This is a genomic window from Micrococcus sp. TCR-5, assembly GCF_052220525.1.
Taxonomy (GTDB): Bacteria; Actinomycetota; Actinomycetes; order Actinomycetales; family Micrococcaceae; genus Micrococcus; species Micrococcus luteus.
The window spans coordinates 54,568-71,656 of record NZ_JBQPDO010000006.1 but is presented as its reverse complement, the minus strand read 5'-3'; the positions used below and the strand labels follow the sequence as shown (position 1 = coordinate 71,656).

Here is a 17,089-nt window from a genome sequence, read left to right as displayed (position 1 = left end):
CAACTCAACCCGCGTTGGACGGGACCCATGACAACTCAACCCGCGTTGGACGGGCGGGGGCGGATCAGCGCGTGCGGGCGAGCCGACGCCGGACCAGCCCCACGATCCGCCCGAACCCAGCGCGCTGGTCCTCCCAGGTGCAGCGCAGGGTCGTCCATTCCCGTTCGAGGCAGTACGCGTCCCGACGGGCGTCCCTCGCCTGCTGCTGAGCCGTGCGGTGGCCGGCGCCGTCGTACTGGAGGGCCAGGCGCGCCCCCCGGTACCCGAGGTCCACGACGGGCGAGGCCGGGTCGGCCGGGTCGACGGCGACCTGCAGCTCCGGCTCCGGCAGCCCGGCCCGGATCAGCGCGAGCCGGAGGAAGGTCTCGGGCGGGGAGTCGGCCCCGACGCGCACCTCCGCCAGCGCGGCACGTGCGAGACGGACACCCGGCCGGCCACGGCAGCGGGCGAGCACCTCCGACAGCTCGGACACGGTGGCCACGGGGTCCGCCCGGCCCGTCGGCGTCCACGGCGGACGCACCAGGTGGTCGCCGTCCGCGATGAGCCAGTCCACCTCGTGGGGGCGGAGCATCCCGGCGAGGTCGAACCAGGTGCGCGCCGCCGTCGTGACGCGCTGGCCGTCGGGAAGCTCGAGCACGTGGTCGGAGGGCAGCCGCACCCGGTGGCTGACGACGCCGTCCAGGTCGGTCCGGTGCGTGCGCGCGGAGCGGTCGAAGGTCAGGTGCAGTCCGGCGGGCCGCGCGAGGCGGGGCGGCAGCGGCAGTCCGTGCCAGAGGGCGGCAGAGACGTGGGAGACCACCCCGCCCGTGAGGCGGACCAGCGCGGCCGCGCCGTCCGGGGCGCACGGGTCGGGGATGCCCGCGGTGTGCACGCCGCGGCAGATCCGGGCGAGGTCTGCCGCGAGGGTGCGGCGCCACGGCAGGCCGGCGGCGTGCAGCTCGGCCGTCGTGAAGGCGCCCGCGGCGAGGGTGGACGGCAGGGGCGTGCGCGCGGTCATGGGGTGAGCCTGCCGCCCCCCGGCCCTGCGACGGGCCGAACCGACGCGCCCTGGGGAGGGCCGCCGTCGTCGTGGTGGCTGTGCAGGAGCGGCCGGCCCGCCGGTCATGGTGGCACCGGCGCGACGCGGGTTGAGTTATCACGGGCGCGAGCCGCCTGGACCCGTGATAACTCAACCAGCGTTGCAGGGGGGAGCGGCCGGCCCGTCGGTCACGGCGTGCGGTCCACGGACACCAGCTCCACGTCCTCGAGCCGCCCGCCCCGCACCACCGCGCGCATCAGGGTGCACACCGGCTGCCGCCTCCGGTCCGTGCAGGAGCCGGGGTTGAGCAGCCGCAGCCCCGGGTTCGCGGTGTCCGGACCGGCCACGGTGTCCCACGGGATGTGGCTGTGCCCGAAGACCAGCACGTCCGCGTCCGGGAACGCCGCGGCCATGCGGCGCTCGCGGCCGGCCGCCGGGCCCGTCTCGTGGACCATCGCGATCCGCACCCCGCCGATCTCCACGCGCGCCACCTCGGGCAGCCGCGCCCGCAGCCCAGGCCCGTCGTTGTTGCCCCACACGCCCACCAGCCGGGCGGCCCTCGCGTCGAGGTCGTCGAGCACGTCCTCGGCCACCCAGTCGCCGGCGTGGAGCACGACGTCGGCCCGCGCCACCTCGGCCCACACCTGCGCGGGCAGAGCGCGGGCGCGCCGCGGGATGTGGGTGTCCGCGATCAGGAGCAGGCGGGCGGCGTCGTCGTCGGGCACGGTCCGCCTCACCGTGCCGCGTACGCGCCGAGCCAGATCGCCAGCGGCAGGCCGACGATGAACACGGCCACGAATCCGCGCACCAGCCACCGGCCCACCGGGGTGGCGAGGTTGACCGTCGCGCCCACCCCGTAGCCGGGACGCTTGGCGGGGAAGACAGCCGGGTCCTCGGGGTCGCGCTTGAGCCCCAGGGGCGTCCACATCTCGTCCTCGGCGCGTTCCGCGGCCGTGGGCCGGTACTCGAGGTCCGCCGCGACGCGGTCCGACCAGCGCGTCCACCGCTGCGTTCCGGCCCGCAGTACCGGGAAGATGCCCACCATGAGCACGGTCAGTGTGAGGGGCAGGAGCCACCACGGCATCGTCCACGCCCCGGCGGCGAGCACCTCGGCCGTCGTCGGGGCCAGCACCAGCACGATGAGCACGCACGACCACCCGAGGCTTTCCTGGACCCCGCGGTGCACCCCCGTCTGGCGCACGCGCCGCCACGGGGACAGTCCCGGATCCGTGGGGGTGAGGGCGGTGACCATAGCGGAGACCAGCGCCAGGAAACCCGTCATGCCGAGGCCGATCAGCGGCCCCGCCGCCACCGTGCCGAACGAGGTGTCCTCCCACGCATCCGGCCGCCCGTCGACGCCCCAGTGCGTGGGCACGCGCTCCGGCAGGCCCGGCAGGGCGACGAGGGCCCACCCCAGCAGCGCCAGGCACAGCACGGCCGCGAGCAGGAACGGCAGCCACGGACGCAGCCGGCCACGGCGCAGGGCGGCGCGCTCGGCGGCGGGGACGTCGTCGGGGGCGGGACGGGACGGGTGGGGCATCGACACAGGCTAGCCTCAGCCCCTGCCCGCCACACCCGGTGACCGGCCCGTCCAGACGGCGGCCGCGCACGCCGCGATCACCAGCAGCGTCCCCGCCAGGTCCAGCGGGGTGAGCTCCTGCCCGCGCACGGCCCACGCGGTCAACGCCGCCGCGATCGGCGACAGGCACGTCAGCAGGGAGAACAGCGCGGTCGGCATGCGGCGCAGCACCTGCAGGTCGATCCCGTACGGCACCGCCGTGGACAGCAGCGCCACGGCCAGCCCCACGCCCAGCACCACGGGAGAGAGCAGGGCCGCCCCCGCCGTCGCGACGCCGACCGGCAGCGCCACGAGGGACCCGGCGGCCGTCGCCAGGGCCAGCCCCTGCACCCCCGGCAGATGGGTCCCCGCGCGCCGCGAGAGCAGGATGTACGCCGCCCAGCACGCCGCCGCGGCCAGCGCGAGCGCCACCCCCACCGGGTCCAGTCCCGCCCCGCCGATCCCGCCGCCCGCGCTGAACCCCTCCCGGCCGAGCACCCCGATCCCGGCGAGCGCGAGGGCCGCCCACGCCGCCGACCGCCACGACGGCCGCGCCGCCACGGACAGCGCCAGCGGCCCGAGCACCTCGAACGTCACGGCCACGCCCTGCGGGATCCGTGCGAACGCCTCGTAGATGGCCAGGTTCATGCCGGTCATGGCCGCGCCCAGCCCGACGACGGCGGCCCACCCCCGGGGGCCCAGGCCGGCGAGGGCGGCGCGGCTCGGCCGGGTGACGAGCAGCAGCACGGCCGCGGAGAACACCACGCGCAGGGCGACCATGGCGGACGCGCCGACGTCGTCGAACAGCAGGCCCGCCACGGACGCGCCGAGCTGCTGGCTCAGCAGTGAGAGCAGGACGAGCAGGACGAGACGCACGGGCTCAGCCTAGGGGCGCGCCGCGCCACCCCGGCCCCGGCCGGCGCGGGACCGCTGCTGCCGGAGGACCACCGGGGGGCCCGGTTCCGCCGACCCCGACGCCGCGGGGAAACGTCACGCTGACGTGCGCTAATCCGCCTCGTCGTGGGAGGGTGGGCGACGCGTGCCCGCGCAGACCCCGCCCCCGACCCCAGGAGGCCCGCATGGCCCGGCCCCAGACCGTCCTCACCGTGGTGGCCGCCCGCCGGCTCACCCCGCACCTCGTGCGCCTGACCCTCGGCGGCGAGCAGTTCGACGCCGTCCACGCCCGCTGGGCGGAGAAGGGCGCCACGGACCAGTACGTGAAGCTGCTCTTCGCCGACCCCGCGCTCGGCCTCGAACCCCCGTACGACCTGGACGCCCTCCGCGAGCGTCTCGCCCCGGAGCAGCTGCCGGTCCGCCGCACCTACACGGTGCGCCGCATGGACGCGGCCGCCCGCACCATGGACGTCGACTTCGTGGTCCACGGCGCGGACGGCGACGGCGCCGCCCCCGGGCACGACGGCGGCCTGGCCGGGGCGTGGGCGGCGTCCGAGCCGGTGGGGCAGCAGGTCGCGTTCCTGGGCCCGGGCGGCGCCTACCGACCCGACCCCACCGCGGACTGGCACCTGCTCGCCGGCGATGAGTCCGCGCTGCCGGCGATCGCCGCCGCCCTCGAGGACCTCGCCGCCACGGACGCCGCGGCGGCCGGTCTCGCGCTGATCGAGGTGACCGACGCCCGGAACGAGGTGCCCCTGACCGCGCCGGCCGGCGTCGAGGTGCGCTGGCTGCACCGCGGCGGCCCCTTCACCCCGGAGACGACGCGGTTCGCCGCCGCCGTCGAGGACGCGGCGTGGCGGGACGGACGGGTGCACGCGTTCGTGCACGGCGAGCGGGAGCAGGTCAAGCGCGTCCGGGCGCACCTCACGGACGTGCGCGGCGTGGACCGGCGGCAGCTGTCGGTGAGCGCGTACTGGGCCTACGGCCGCGCCGAGGACGTGTTCCAGGCGGAGAAGCAGACCCCGGCGGGGCAGATCTTCGAGGACGGCACCACCGGCGGCTGACCCGCACAGGGTCGGCACAGTAGAAGTTCCGGCGTCCCTCAGGGCATGACGGGCCAGGGGTGACGTGAGAGGGTCGACGCGACATCGTCCGGCGGTCCCCGGCCGCCGGCACGTCCGCACCTCTGTGAAGGAGTCCCCATGAAGACGCCCGCACGCCTCGCCGTCGGCATGCTCGCCGCCTCCGGTCTGCTGCTCACCGGCTGCGCCTCCGACCCGACGCTGGAGGAGAGCTGGCCCGAGGTCCGCCAGAAGGTCGTGGATGCCGAGAGCCTGCGCCTGAAGATGGAGGGCACCGCCGCCGACAAGGAGGAGGACAAGGACGACGCGTCGGCCTCGGCGTCGCCCTCCGCCTCCCTGGGCACGGACGCCATCCAGTCCGCGAACGTGGACCTCGCCGGCGCCACCGACGACTCCCACCTCCGGGGCACCATGAACGTGGACATGGGGGCGGCCACCATGGCCATCGAGGTCCTGCGCCGGGACGCCGACGTGTTCTTCAAGCTCAAGGCCGACGGTGACGACCTGCCCCCGGAGATGGGCATGTTCTCCACCCTCGTGGGCGACCGCTGGATCAAGACGAACGCCGAGCAGGCCGCGCAGATGGACATCTCACTGGAGGAGATCATGTCCGACCTCGAAGAGGACATGCCCGCCGCGGACGCCTTCGACGGCAAGGACCTGAAGGCCGAGGAGGTGGAGCTCGAGGGCAGGAAGTACCTCAAGTACGCGCTGCCCGAGGAGCACCACGAGTTCGGCCGGACGATGCTGATCGACCCGGAGAGCACGACCCTCTACCGTCTCGAGGACGTGAACTCGGAGGACGAGGACGTGGACGCGAATGCCACCTTCACCGAGTGGAACGCGGTCGAGGCGCCCGAGGCCCCCGCCTCGGAGGACGTCTTCGACCTGGCCGAGCTGCAGGAGCTGGCCGGCTGACCCGCTGCGCGATCCGGGTGGGCCGGCGGGGCGCCACGGCATGATGTCCTCATGGACCGCACCGCCCCCACCCCGCCCGCGAACGCCCTCGCCCCGGGCCTGCCGGAGGACATCGCCCGGGAGGCGATCGCCTTCCGCCGCCTCCTCCACGGACATCCGGAGCTGGACCTGCACCTGCCCCGCACCCAGGCCGCCGTCCTCGAGCGGCTCGAGGCCCTGCGCGCCGAGGCGGGGGAGGATGCCGCCACCGGCCGCCCCGCGCTGGAGACGAGCGTGGGCCGGGCGCTGAGTTCCGTCGTCGTGGTGCTGCGCGGCGGGGCCCCGCTGCCGGAGGGGGCCCGGCGGCCGGTCGTGCTGCTGCGGGGGGACATGGACGCCCTGCCCGTCACGGAGGAGACCGGGCTGGAGTACGCCCCCTCCGTGCCGGGCACCATGCACGCCTGCGGCCACGACCTGCACACCGCCGGCCTCTACGGCGCGCTGGCCTGGCTAGTGCGCCGTCGTGGGGAGCTCACCGCGGACGTGGTGGCCATGTTCCAGCCCGGGGAGGAGACCGGCGGCGGCGCCCTGCACATGATCCAGGAGGGACTGCTGGAGGCGGCCGGGCGGCCGGTGGACGCCGCCTACGCGATCCATGTCTCCTCGGGCACGTACCCGCGCGGCGTCCTGCTCAGCCGCCCGGGGGCGATCCAGGCCGGCTGCGACGACCTGGTGGTGACGGTGCACGGTCGAGGCGGGCACGGCTCCGTGCCGCACCTCGCCCAGGATCCGGTGCCCGTGGCCGCCGAGATGGTGCTGGCGCTGCAGTCCGTGGTCACCCGGCAGTTCGACGCCTTCGACCCGGTGGTCGCGACCGTCGGGCACCTGAGCGCCGGCACGGCGGCCAACATCATCCCGGACAGCGCCACCCTCGCCCTCACCCTGCGGACCTTCTCCGCGCCCGCCCGAGCCCGGCTGCTCTCGGCCGTGGAGCGCATGGTGCACGGGATCGCCGCGGCGCACGGCATGAGCGCACAGGTCCGGACGGACAGCGCGTTCCCGGTGACGGCCAACGACGCGGACGCGGTGGCCTTCGTCCGCCGAACCGTGGAGGACCTCTACGGGGCCGACGCCTACCGGGAGCTGCCCGAGCCCGAGCCCGGCAGCGAGGACTTCTCCGAGGTCCTCCAGCGCGTGCCCGGCGCCTACGTCCTGCTCGGGGCCGTCCCGGAGGGCGTGGACCCGGACGAGGCCCCGGTCAACCACTCCCCGCAGGCCGTGTTCGACGACGCCGTGGTGCCGCGGGCCGCTCAGGTGCTGGCCGAGCTGGCGCTGCGGACGGCGCCGGTGCCGGCGTCCTGAGCGCGGCGGCCGGCCCGGAGCACCTCGGCGATCTGCCCGACGCACGGCTCGTTCTGCAGGCTCGTGGTGTCCCCGAGCGCGGTGCCCTGGTGCAGCTGCGTCAGCAGCCGCCGCATGATCTTGCCCGAACGGGTCTTGGGCACGTCGGGGACGAAGACCACCTCGGCGGGCTTGGCCACCGGCCCGATCACCCGCCCCACGTGCCGCCGCAGCTCCTCGGCGCGGTCGGCGGCGGAGGCGCCGGGGCCGTCATCGCCGGCCAGCCAGCTCTCGTGCGCCACCACGAAGGCGACGGCGGCGTGCCCGGTGGTCTCGTGCGGCACGGGGCACACCCCCGCCTCGATCACCTCCGGGTGCGCCACGAGGGCGGACTCGATCTCGATGGTGCTCAGCCGGTGCCCGGAGATGTTGATGACGTCGTCCACGCGCCCGAGGATCCAGACGTCGCCGTCCTCGTCCCGCTTGGCGCCGTCGCCGGCGAGGAACCAGCCCGCCTCGCCCTGGTCCGCGTAGTCCTCCCAGTACGAGTGGAAGTAGCGGGCCGGGTTCTGCCACACGGTCCGGGCCATCGACGGCGAGGTGCGGGTGACCACGATCCGACCCTGCAGGCCCTCGGGCGTGGGGGCGCCGTCGTCGTCGACCACGGCCACGTCCACCCCCGGCAGGGGCCGGGAGCCGCAGCCCGGCTTGAAGGCCGTGTCCGTGGGGCGCGGGGAGAGCACGGTGGCGCCCGTCTCGGACTGCCACCACGTGTCCACCATCGGCAGGTCCGGGGTGTCCCGGCCGATCTGGGTCCGCGCCCACGTCCAGGCCTCCGGGTTCACGGACTCGCCCACGGTGCCGATCAGACGGATCGAGGACAGGTCCGGGCCGCCGTCCGCGTGCGCCGGGATCCCGTCCGGATGCCAGCCCTTGAGCGAGCGGATCAGGGTGGGCGCCGTGTAGTAGCTCGTCACCCGGTAGCGCTCGATCACCTCGAAGTGCCGGCCCGGGTGCGGGGCGTTCGGCACGCCCTCGTAGATCACCTGCGTGACCCCGTTCGAGAGCGGACCGTAGATCTCGTAGGTGTGCGCGGTGACCCAGGCCAGGTCCGCGGTGCACCAGTGGACGTCGTCGTCGCGCCGTGCCGGGTCCGGGTGGGAGAACAGGAAGTCGTGCGTCCACGAGGCCGCGGCGAGGTACCCGCCGGAGGTGTGCACGAGCCCCTTGGGCTGTCCCGTGGTGCCGGAGGTGTACATGATGAACAGCGGGTGCTCCGCGTCGAAGGCGCGCGGGGTGTGGGTGTCCGGCTGGCGGTCCACGACGTCGTGCCACCACAGGTCCCGGCCCTCGGTCCACGGGATGTCCCGGTGGCCCGTGCGGTCCAGGACGAGGACGTGCTCGATCGCGTTGTCCCCGGACACGGCCTCGTCCGCGTTGGCCTTCACGGGGACGGCGGCACCGCGGCGGAACTGGCCGTCGGTGGTGACGAGCAGCTTGGCGCCCGTGTCCTCGACGCGGAACCGCAGCGCCTCCGCCGAGAACCCACCGAACACGAGCGAGTGCACGGCGCCGATCCGCGCGCACGCCAGCGTGATGACGATCGTCTCGACGAGCACGGGCAGGTACACGACGACGCGGTCGCCCGCCTCGATGCCCAGCTCCTCGAGGGCGTTCGCGGCCTGGGCGACCTCGCGCTGCAGCTGTGCGTAGGTGACGGCGCGGCGGTCGCCGGGCTCGCCCTCGAAGTACAGGGCGACCTTCTCCCCGCGCCCCGCCGCCACGTGCCGGTCCACGCAGTTCACGGCCACGTTCAGGGTGCCGTCCTCGTACCAGCGGATCTCCGGGCCGCGCTCGGCGGCCGGGTCCGGGGCGGTGAGGGAGCGCGTCCGGGTGAAGGGCCGCTCCCAGCTCAGACGTCGGCCGGCCGCCTCCCAGAACGCGAGCCGGTCCGACTCGGCCACCGGGCGGCCGTCGCCGCGCCCGCCGTGCAGCCGGTCCGCCGGGCGGCCGGGGTGGACGTCCGGGTCGGCGGCGTCGACGAGCGCCTGCGGGAGGGGGCCGGGCAGCGTGGCGAGGGCCGCGGCGGGCACGCCGTCGTTCGGTCCGCGGACGGCCCCGGAGGCGCCCTCCTCGGCCGGGTCGGGGCGGGCGGGGTCCTCGGTGGGCGTCATGGGCGGCGGTCCTCCTGGTCGGCGGGTCCGACCAGGCTAGGGACGACGACGACGGCGCCCCGCCCGCCGTCGTCACCGGCGGTCATGCTCGGCCCGCCGGACCCCCGCGGGCGCCCGGCGCGGGCCAGGGCGACGGCGGCCGGTGTGGATCCCGTCCCACGGCCGGGTCGCCCCGGCCGCCGGCCCGCCCGCGCGTGTCAGAGTAGGGCCATGACCACCTACGCCACCCTCGCCGCCCGGTACGCCGACGCCTTCGACTCCGTCGCCCACGGCGAGCGGGCCCGCGAGGCGGGCCGGCACCTGCCGTTCGCCGCCCTCGGGGAGCTGCAGGCCGCCGGGTTCGGCAAGGTCGGTGTCCCCGAGGACGCGGGCGGCGAGGGCGGCGGCAGCGAGACCGTGCTGCGCCTGCTCATGGACCTGGCCGCCCGGGACGTGAACACCGCGCACGTCTGGCGCTCCCACCTCGTGTTCATCGCCACGGCCATGGACCAGGCGCCCGCCCGTCGGGAGCGGTGGCTGCGGCACATCGTCGACGGGGACTGGGCCGGCTCCGCCCTGGCCGAACGCGCCGGCGGGGCCGCGCCGGGCCGTGCCGCCACCCTGGCCAGCCGGGACGAGGGCGGCACCTGGGTCGTGCGGGGGCAGAAGTACTACGCGACCGGCTCGGCCTTCGCCACGTGGACCGCCGCGACCGTGGGCATCGAGGGGGCGGACCTCGTCTCCCGCCGGAACTCCAAGCGGGCCGGGGGCGCGGTCCGCGAGCCGGACCGGGCCGTCGCCGTCGTGCGCGTGCGTCAGCCGCGCGTGGGCATCAAGGACGACTGGGACGGCTTCGGCCAGCGCCTGACCGCCACCGGGTCCGTGGTGCTCGACGACGCCGCGGCCGAGGAGCTGCTCGAGGTGCCGCGGCAGGACGGGCCCGTGCCCGTGCTCATGGAGGCGACCCTGCTGGCGCTGCAGGCCGGGATCGGCCGGGCGGCGCTCACGGAGGGCACGCAGCTGCTGCGGCAGCGGCGCCGCACCTTCAACACCGGCACGGCCGCGCTGCCCAAGGACGACCCCCAGCTCCTCGAGATCATGGGGCAGCTGGCCGGGCGGCAGGCCGCGGCCGAGCTGATGGTGCGCGAGATCGGGCGGCTGCTCGACGAGGGGCAGGACGGCGCCGACGGGGCCGGCCCGGCGGAGGCCGACGTCGTGGCGGCGTCCGCCGAGGCGATGGCGGCCGCGTACCGGGCCCAGGCCGTGGTGCCGGAGGCCGTCCTCGAGGTGTGCACCCGCATCTTCGACACGCTCGGCGCGTCGGCGACGTCGGCCACGCTGCGGCTCGACCGGCACTGGCGCAACGCCCGCACCCTCGCCACCCACGACCCGGCGGCGTTCAAGGTGCGCATGGCCGGCGACTGGCTCGTGAACGGCACCCCGCCGACCGCCTACACGTCGGCCGGCGAGGTCCCCGAGGGGGACTGACCCGACGACCGGGCGGCCGGACGTGCCGGGCTCAGGCCCAGCGGCGCAGGGCCCGGCGCTCCAGCAGGCCGAGCAGCCAGTCGGTGAGCTTGCCGAGCACGGCGAGCAGGATGATCGCCAGGATCAGGCGGTCCGTGCGTCCGTTGTTCTGCGAGTCGGTGAGCAGGAAGCCCAGGCCCATCGAGGAGGCGATCAGCTCCGCGGCCACCAGGAACAGCCAGGCCTGGGCCAGGGCCAGCCGCAGGCCGGAGAACACGGCCGGCACCACGGCGGGCAGCTGCACCGTCCGCAGCAGGGACAGCCCGTGGTAGCCGAAGGCCCGACCGGCCTCCACCAGGTGCGGGTCCACATGGCGCAGGGCGGCGTAGACGGTGGTGAACACCGGGAAGAACGCGCCGATCGCGATGAGGGTGACCTTGGACTCCTCGCCGATCTGCATCCACAGGATCAGCAGCGGCACCCAGGCCAGCGAGGGCACCGCGCGCAGCGCCCCGATCAGCGGGGCGAACAGCGCGTCCGCCCACCGGGACAGCCCGAGCGCGGACCCCACGGCCAGCCCGAGTGCGGCGCCGAGCAGGAAGCCCAGCAGCACGCGCTGGGTGGAGATCCCCACGTGCAGCCACAGGTCGCCCCGCTCCAGCAGGTTGACGCCGGCGCTCAGCACCGCGCCGGGGGAGGGCAGCTGCACCGCGGAGAGCAGCCCGGCGGCCGTCACCGCCCACCACAGCACCAGGAGGACAGCGGGCGCGGCCAGCCCCACCACCGCCCGGGCGCCGGGCCGGTCCAGCACCCGGGGCTGCTGCCGTCGGCGCGCCCCTGTGTCGCCGTCGTCGTGACCCGACCGCTCGCGCGCCTCGGGGCCCGTCGTCGCGGCGGGGGTGGTCAGGGCGGTGCTCATCGGATGGCCTCCTCGGCGAAACGGGTGTCCAGGATGCTCGCCAGCGCGGCGTCCACCTGGTGCTGGTAGTCGACGGACCCGGTGTCGACCAGGATCCGTCCGACCCCCGTCAGGGCGTCGAGCAGCTCCTGGCCCGGCACGAGGCTGACGTCCGCATTGGTGCGTTCGAGGATCACGGTGCGGGCGACGTCGGGAGAGATCTTCGCGGCCTCGGCCAGGATCCCGACGGTCTCGTCCGGGTGCTCGAGCGCCCAGGCGCGGGCGCGTTCGTACGTGTCCAGGACGGTCTGGGCCGTCTCCGGGTCCTCCTCGAGGAAGGACTCCGTGGCGTTGAGGACGGAGAACGTGTTCAGGGCGAGGTCCCGGTACAGGAAGCGGGCGCCCTCGGCCTCGGCCTTGGCCATGATCGGGTCGAGCCCGGACCACGCGGCCACCGATCCGCCGGCGAGGGCGGCGCGGCCGTCGGCGTGCTGCAGGTTCTGGATCTCGACGTCGGCCGGGTCCACCCCGGCGGCCTCGAGCGCCTGCACGGCGAAGAAGTACGGGTCCGTCCCGCGCGTGGCGGCCACCGTGCGGCCCGCGAGCTGGGCGACGTCCGTGATGTCCGAGCCGGGCGGGACCATGAGCGCGGACCACTCCGGTCGCGAGGCGATGCCCACGATGCGCGTGGGCGCTCCGTTGGCCCGGTTCAGCAGCGCGGCGGAGCCGGCCGTCGACCCGATGTCCACGGAGTTCGAGCGCAGGAGTTCGTTGGCCTTGTTGGAACCGGCGGAGAACACCCAGTTCACCCGGACGCCGTGGGGCGCGAGCGTCTCCTCCAGCCATCCCTGGTGGCGGATCACGAGGGAGAGCGGGTTGTAGGTGGCGTAGTCGATGCTCAGCGTGTCCGGACCGTTCACCGGCCCGGCCGTCGCCTCACCCTGCAGGACGCATCCGCTCAGGCCCAGGGGCAGGGACGCGGCCAGCAGGCCGAGCGCCGTGCGACGGGTCAGGCGTGCGGAGCCGGCGACGCTCATCGGGCGTGGCTCTCGACGCCGAGGCCCTCGAGGAGCTCGGCGCGCAGCCGGGCCAGGCGGACGTCCGCGCGGTCGCGGGGACGGGCCCCCGGCACGTCCACGATCCGCCCCACGGTCGCTCCGGGGCGGGCCGCGCCGTCGGGCGCGGGGACGTCACGGGCGAGCAGCAGCACGCGGTCGGCGAGCTGCAGGGCCTCCTCCACGTCATGGGTGATGAGCAGGACGGTGGTGCCGGTGGCGGCGTGCACGTCCAGCAGCAGGTCTTGCATCTTCAGGCGGGTCAGGGCGTCGAGGGCGCCGAAGGGCTCGTCGAGAAGCAGCACGCCGGGGCGGCGCGCCAGGGCGCGGGCGAGCGAGGCCCGCTGGGCCATGCCGCCGGAGACCTCCCGGGGGCGGTGCTCCGCGAAGGGCGCGAGGCCCACGAGCTCGAGCAGCTCCTGCACGCGGGACCGGCCCGCGGCGCGGTCCAGCCCCCGGGGCAGGCCGAGTTCCACGTTGCGGCGCAGGGTGCGCCAGGGCAGCAGGCGCGGCTCCTGGAAGCCGACGGCGGTGCGCTCGTCGTAGGGTCGCACGGGCGAGCCGTCGATCAGCAGCTCTCCGTCGAAGTCCGGGTCCAGGCCGGCCACGGCGCGCAGCAGCGTGGACTTGCCGCAGCCGGAGGCGCCGATCACGGCGAGCACCTCGCCGGGCGCCACGGTCAGGTCCACGTCGCGCAGGACGACGCGTGGTCCGTCCGCGGTGGGGAACGTGCGCCCGACGCCGCGGAAGACGACGTCGAGGCTGTGACGGTCCTCGTCCCGGACCGGGGTGGAGGCGGTGGCACGGGAAGGCGCGTGCACGCTCATGGAGGGCTCCCATCGTCGCTTCGTCGTCGGTGTCGGCGCCGGACGGATACGGATGCCAGTAGACCACCGCGGGCCCGGTCGGCTGCGAGTCTGCCCCGCCGCCGGCGCCGGGGGGGGGGGGGGTCACACGGGCGTCACACCGGGGGCGCCGCCGGGCCCGGGCCGGCCGGCGGTCACGGCCCGAGCCCAGCGCCGAGCCAGACGTTTCGGTCGTCTCCGCAGGGTGGAGGCAGCAGATTTCTCTGGCTCAGCGCTGGGGTGCCGCTGAGTCGCCGCAGGGACGCCACCCGCGGACGTGTCCTCCGTCACGGTCAGGGCATGTCACGAACCGGGCGCCGGACGCGTGGCCGGGCCCGGCGGGGCCGTCATGAACCCCTGGGCCGGACCGGCTTCCACCGCCGGCCGCGTCAGCGTTGCATGGTGCGGAACCGTCGCCCGCCCGGCCGCGCCCCTGCGACCGGGCGGCCCTGGAAAGGAGACCCATGAGCACCGCCGAGAACGCCGGGGCCGGAGCACCCACCCGCCCGGACGAGCACCGCGAGATCCTCTTCAACGCATTCGACATGAACTGCGTCGCCCACCAGTCCCCGGGTCTCTGGCGTCACCCCGACGACCACGCCCGGGACTACAACACCCTGGGCTACTGGACGCACCTGGCGCAGACGCTGGAGAAGGGCCTGTTCGACGGCCTGTTCATCGCCGACGTCCTCGGCCCGTACTCCGTGTACGGCGGCACCTCCGAGGCCGCCATCAGGACCGGCGCGCAGACCCCCGTGAACGACCCGTTCCTGCTGGTCTCCGCGATGGCCGCGGTCACCGAGCACCTCGGCTTCGGCGTCACCGCCGGCACCGCCTACGAGCACCCCTACCCGTTCGCCCGCCGCCTCGCCACGCTCGACCACCTCACGGGCGGCCGCGTGGGCTGGAACGTGGTCACCGGCTACCTGCCCTCCGCCGCCCAGAACATGGGCCAGGACGACCAGATGGAGCACGACGAGCGCTACGAGCACGCCGACGAGTACCTCGATGTCGTCTACAAGCTCCTCGAGGGCTCGTGGGAGGACGACGCCGTCGTCTACGACAAGGAGTCCGGCGTGTTCACGGACCCGGCCAAGGTCCACGACATCGCCCACGAGGGCCGGTACTTCACCGTGCCCGGCCACGCCGTCACCGAGCCGTCCGTGCAGCGCACCCCCGTGATCTACCAGGCCGGCGCCTCGACGCGCGGCCGCGCCTTCGCCGGCAAGCACGCCGAGGCCGTGTTCATCAACTCCCCCACGAAGGAGCTGGCGGCCGCCACCGTGAAGAAGATCCGCCAGGCCCTGGTGGACGCCGGCCGGGACCCGTACGACGTGAAGATCTTCGCGATGCAGACGATCGTCACCGGGGCCACCGACGAGGACGCGCGGGCCACGTACGACGACCTGGCGCAGTACGTGGACCCGCTGGGCGGCCTCGTGCTGATGTCCGGCTGGATGGGCATCGACCTGTCCCAGTACGACCTGGACGAGCCGATCGGGGACGTGAAGTCGAACGCCATCCAGTCCACCGTGGAGACCTTCCAGAAGGCCTCCGGCACGGACGAGGAGTGGACCGTGCGCAAGCTCGCCGAGTGGGTGGGCATCGGCGGCTTCGGCCCCGTGATCGTGGGCGGCGGCGAGTCCGCGGCCCGCCAGCTCGTCGAGTGGGCCGACGAGGCCGACGTGGACGGCTTCAACCTCGCCTACCACATCACCCCGGGCACCTTCGAGGACATCGTGGAGTTCGTGGTGCCGGAGCTGCAGGAGCTCGGCCGCTACAAGACCGCGTACACGGACGGCACGCTGCGCCATAAGCTCTTCGGCCGCGGCGACCACCTGCCGCAGAACCACCACGGCGCATCCTTCGCCCTGCGCCGCCGGTAGGGTGACGCCAGTGGCCGCGGCGCCCTGCCTCGGCCGGCAGCAGCCCCAGGAGGAGAACATGCAGCGCAGACGTGCCGTCCGCGCGGCCGGGCTCGGCGTCGTGGGCGCCCTGGCCTTGGCCGGGTGCGCATCCGAGCCGCAGTCGGCGGGGGAGGCCTGGCATCAGGCCCGCACCCAGTTGGACGAGGCCGAGACCGTCCGACTCGAGACCGCCTACACCACCGGCCGTCAGGGCCCGCAGTCGGTCCGCTGGGACATCGCCGGCCGGCTCGACGGCGGCGACGCCGAGTCGAAGGGCGTCATGCAGGTCGGCCGCGACTCGCACATCACCATGGAGTCCCGCCAGGTCGGCGAGGACGTGTTCGTGCGGGTCGACGTGGACGGGTCCGACGTCCCGGACGACGTCCAGATGATGTACTCCGACCCGCAGTGGCGCCGTGTCTCGGCCGGCGAGGGGCAGGAACCGCCCCTGAAGTCCCTCCTCGACCAGGTGGGCCTCCCCGCGGCGGACGCCCTCGACGGCGCCGAGGTGCGCGCCGAGGAGGTCGACTGGGACGGCGGCACGGCCTACCGCTATGCCGTGCCCGAGGAGGTCGCCGACGCGGCGATGGTCGAGGGCGACGCCACCCGGGTGCACTCCTTCACGGTGGACGACGACGGCGAGCTGGTCGCGCTCACCGTCGACGACGGCCGGGCCACCCAGCAGTACGCCCTGAGCGACTGGAACCAGATCGAGCCGGCCGAGGCGCCGGAGGAGGTGGCCGAGTGAGGCAGCGCCAGACCCAGACCCGCCGCACCCGCCGCGGCCTGTCCCTCGCCGCCCTCGGGGCGGCCGCCCTGCTGCTGACCGGCTGCGCCTCGGGCGACGACGCCCCCGGCGCCTGGGACCGCGCCCGCACCCAGCTCGAGGAGGCCGACTCCGTCCGCATGGTCACCGAGCTGCGGTCCGAGGCCCCGAGCAACGGCCGCGCGGTCCCGGACGCGGTGGACATCTCCGGTCCCGTGGACGGCTCGTCCATGCGGTACGTGTCCGTGTACAAGGACGACGGTCTGATCACCCGGGACGAGTCCCGGATCGTGGACGGCACCGCGTACTCCCGGTTCACGGTGGAGCGCGTCGGCGCGAGCGGTGAGGACCATCCCGCCTATGCGGAGCGCTGGACCGCCACCCCGTACGAGGGCGATCCCAGCGCCACCGGCATGGGCGCGATGGTGAGCTCCCTGCTGGGCTCCCTGCCGGAGTCGGGCGGCCTGGACGACGTCGAGGCGGACGCGGACGGCATCCGCCGCAGCGGTCAGGATGCGATCCGCTACGTGCTGGACGAGCCCGTCTCGGGCCCGCAGGAGGGCGTGGAGCTGACCGCGTTCACGGTGTCCAAGGAGGACGGCCGCCTGCTCACCGTGGAGACCGAGTCCGCCGGCACGAAGGCCGTGGTGACCCTCTCCGAGATGGGCGGGGTGGATCCGGTGCAGGCCCCGCCGGCCGACGAGGTCCTGAAGCAGGACGGCTGACCCGGCCCACGGCGGCGGCGGCCCGCCTCCCCTCGGGGAGGCGGGCCGCCGTGTCTGCGCGGGTCAGCGCGTCAGCGGACCCTCGTCACCCAGCGGGGTGGACGGGTCCGAGATGGTGTCCGGCTCGGCACCGTGGCGGGCCGCCGAGGTGATGTTGTCGTTGTTGGACTCGGTCACGCGATCTTCGCGGACGTCGTTCTTCTTGTCGTTGCCCTGCATGGCATCCTCCACCTTCGTCGTGGCCTTCTGCACCGGATCGGACTTCTTCACCTCAGCGAACTTCTGCTGGGCGGTCTCCTGGACCTGGCCGACCTTCTCCTGGGTCTTGGGGTCGTTCCAGAGCTTCTGGGCGTTCTGGGTCATCTTCTCGAGGTTCTTGCGGCCCTCGGCGGAGCCGAGCAGGTAGCCGAGTGCGGCGCCGAGGCCCAGGGTGATGAGGCGCATGGGTGGTCTCCTTCATGTGTCGGGACCGCGCCGACCCTC

Annotated in this window: 16 protein-coding genes; 7 read left to right on the top strand and 9 right to left on the bottom strand. The window is 74.8% G+C overall.

Going from position 1 to position 17,089, the window contains the following annotated elements; translation table 11 throughout:
• Nucleotides 1-64: 64 nt before the first annotated feature.
• The 4 genes from ACTSKS_RS05215 to ACTSKS_RS05200 all read right to left on the bottom strand — a co-directional run bounded on the left by ACTSKS_RS05215 (nt 65) and on the right by ACTSKS_RS05200 (nt 3,452).
• On the bottom strand, nt 65-997 hold the full coding sequence (locus tag ACTSKS_RS05215) for a hypothetical protein (RefSeq protein WP_049147891.1): 933 nt from the start codon (nt 995-997) through the stop codon (nt 65-67).
• Nucleotides 998-1,206: 209 nt separating this feature from the next.
• On the bottom strand, nt 1,207-1,743 hold the full coding sequence (locus ACTSKS_RS05210) for a metallophosphoesterase family protein (RefSeq protein ID WP_036315813.1): 537 nt from the start codon (nt 1,741-1,743) through the stop codon (nt 1,207-1,209).
• An 8-nt stretch (nt 1,744-1,751) separates the two neighbouring features.
• On the bottom strand, nt 1,752-2,558 hold the full coding sequence (locus tag ACTSKS_RS05205) for a DUF1648 domain-containing protein (protein WP_043279474.1): 807 nt from the start codon (nt 2,556-2,558) through the stop codon (nt 1,752-1,754).
• A gap of 15 nt (nt 2,559-2,573) precedes the next feature.
• Nucleotides 2,574-3,452, bottom strand: coding sequence for an EamA family transporter (locus tag ACTSKS_RS05200; protein ID WP_282963273.1), 879 nt, complete (start codon nt 3,450-3,452; stop codon nt 2,574-2,576).
• 203 nt (nt 3,453-3,655) lie between these two features.
• On the opposite strand from ACTSKS_RS05200, the gene ACTSKS_RS05195 reads away from it, so the two are divergent.
• From ACTSKS_RS05195 to ACTSKS_RS05185, 3 genes are all read left to right on the top strand, one after another.
• Nucleotides 3,656-4,534, top strand: coding sequence for a siderophore-interacting protein (locus ACTSKS_RS05195; RefSeq protein WP_036336727.1), 879 nt, complete (start codon nt 3,656-3,658; stop codon nt 4,532-4,534).
• Nucleotides 4,535-4,672: 138 nt separating this feature from the next.
• Nucleotides 4,673-5,470, top strand: a complete 798-nt coding sequence (locus tag ACTSKS_RS05190; RefSeq protein ID WP_036336726.1) for a hypothetical protein — start codon at nt 4,673-4,675, stop codon at nt 5,468-5,470.
• Between the two features lie 51 nt (nt 5,471-5,521).
• Nucleotides 5,522-6,811 carry a M20 metallopeptidase family protein gene (locus tag ACTSKS_RS05185; RefSeq protein WP_036336723.1) on the top strand — a complete coding sequence of 430 codons (1,290 nt, stop codon included), beginning with the start codon at nt 5,522-5,524 and terminating at the stop codon, nt 6,809-6,811.
• On the opposite strand, the gene acs is transcribed toward ACTSKS_RS05185, so the two are convergent.
• The gene (gene acs, locus ACTSKS_RS05180) at nt 6,760-8,964 is read right to left on the bottom strand and encodes an acetate--CoA ligase (protein ID WP_145950560.1); all 2,205 of its coding nucleotides are present in this window, start codon (nt 8,962-8,964) and stop codon (nt 6,760-6,762) included. The two genes, ACTSKS_RS05185 and acs, sit on opposite strands and share 52 nt — an antisense overlap.
• Before the next feature lie 210 nt (nt 8,965-9,174).
• On the opposite strand from acs, the gene ACTSKS_RS05175 reads away from it, so the two are divergent.
• Complete coding sequence (locus ACTSKS_RS05175; RefSeq protein ID WP_010079560.1) at nt 9,175-10,431, top strand: acyl-CoA dehydrogenase family protein; 1,257 nt, start codon at nt 9,175-9,177, stop codon at nt 10,429-10,431.
• Between the two features lie 31 nt (nt 10,432-10,462).
• On the opposite strand, the gene ACTSKS_RS05170 is transcribed toward ACTSKS_RS05175, so the two are convergent.
• From ACTSKS_RS05170 to ACTSKS_RS05160, 3 genes are read right to left on the bottom strand one after another with little or no spacing between them, the layout of a single operon-like run.
• The gene (locus ACTSKS_RS05170; protein ID WP_442927348.1) at nt 10,463-11,329 is read right to left on the bottom strand and encodes an ABC transporter permease; all 867 of its coding nucleotides are present in this window, start codon (nt 11,327-11,329) and stop codon (nt 10,463-10,465) included.
• Nucleotides 11,326-12,345, bottom strand: a complete 1,020-nt coding sequence (locus ACTSKS_RS05165; RefSeq protein ID WP_206481959.1) for an aliphatic sulfonate ABC transporter substrate-binding protein — start codon at nt 12,343-12,345, stop codon at nt 11,326-11,328. The genes ACTSKS_RS05170 and ACTSKS_RS05165 overlap by 4 nt, the downstream gene beginning before the upstream one ends.
• On the bottom strand, nt 12,342-13,190 hold the full coding sequence (locus ACTSKS_RS05160) for an ABC transporter ATP-binding protein (RefSeq protein ID WP_206481957.1): 849 nt from the start codon (nt 13,188-13,190) through the stop codon (nt 12,342-12,344). The genes ACTSKS_RS05165 and ACTSKS_RS05160 overlap by 4 nt, the downstream gene beginning before the upstream one ends.
• A gap of 482 nt (nt 13,191-13,672) precedes the next feature.
• On the opposite strand from ACTSKS_RS05160, the gene ACTSKS_RS05155 reads away from it, so the two are divergent.
• Genes ACTSKS_RS05155 through ACTSKS_RS05145 form a run of 3 tightly spaced genes read left to right on the top strand, consistent with a single transcriptional unit; the run spans nt 13,673 to nt 16,606 of the window.
• Nucleotides 13,673-15,094 carry an LLM class flavin-dependent oxidoreductase gene (locus ACTSKS_RS05155; protein ID WP_442927347.1) on the top strand — a complete coding sequence of 474 codons (1,422 nt, stop codon included), beginning with the start codon at nt 13,673-13,675 and terminating at the stop codon, nt 15,092-15,094.
• Between the two features lie 58 nt (nt 15,095-15,152).
• Nucleotides 15,153-15,863, top strand: a complete 711-nt coding sequence (locus tag ACTSKS_RS05150; RefSeq protein WP_442927346.1) for a Tat (twin-arginine translocation) pathway signal sequence — start codon at nt 15,153-15,155, stop codon at nt 15,861-15,863.
• The gene (locus tag ACTSKS_RS05145; RefSeq protein ID WP_060973610.1) at nt 15,860-16,606 is read left to right on the top strand and encodes a hypothetical protein; all 747 of its coding nucleotides are present in this window, start codon (nt 15,860-15,862) and stop codon (nt 16,604-16,606) included. Before ACTSKS_RS05150 ends, ACTSKS_RS05145 begins: the two co-directional genes overlap by 4 nt.
• A gap of 63 nt (nt 16,607-16,669) precedes the next feature.
• Here ACTSKS_RS05145 and ACTSKS_RS05140 read toward each other — a convergent pair whose 3' ends face one another.
• Nucleotides 16,670-17,050 carry a YtxH domain-containing protein gene (locus ACTSKS_RS05140; RefSeq protein WP_044658681.1) on the bottom strand — a complete coding sequence of 127 codons (381 nt, stop codon included), beginning with the start codon at nt 17,048-17,050 and terminating at the stop codon, nt 16,670-16,672.
• Nucleotides 17,051-17,089: the final 39 nt, after the last annotated feature.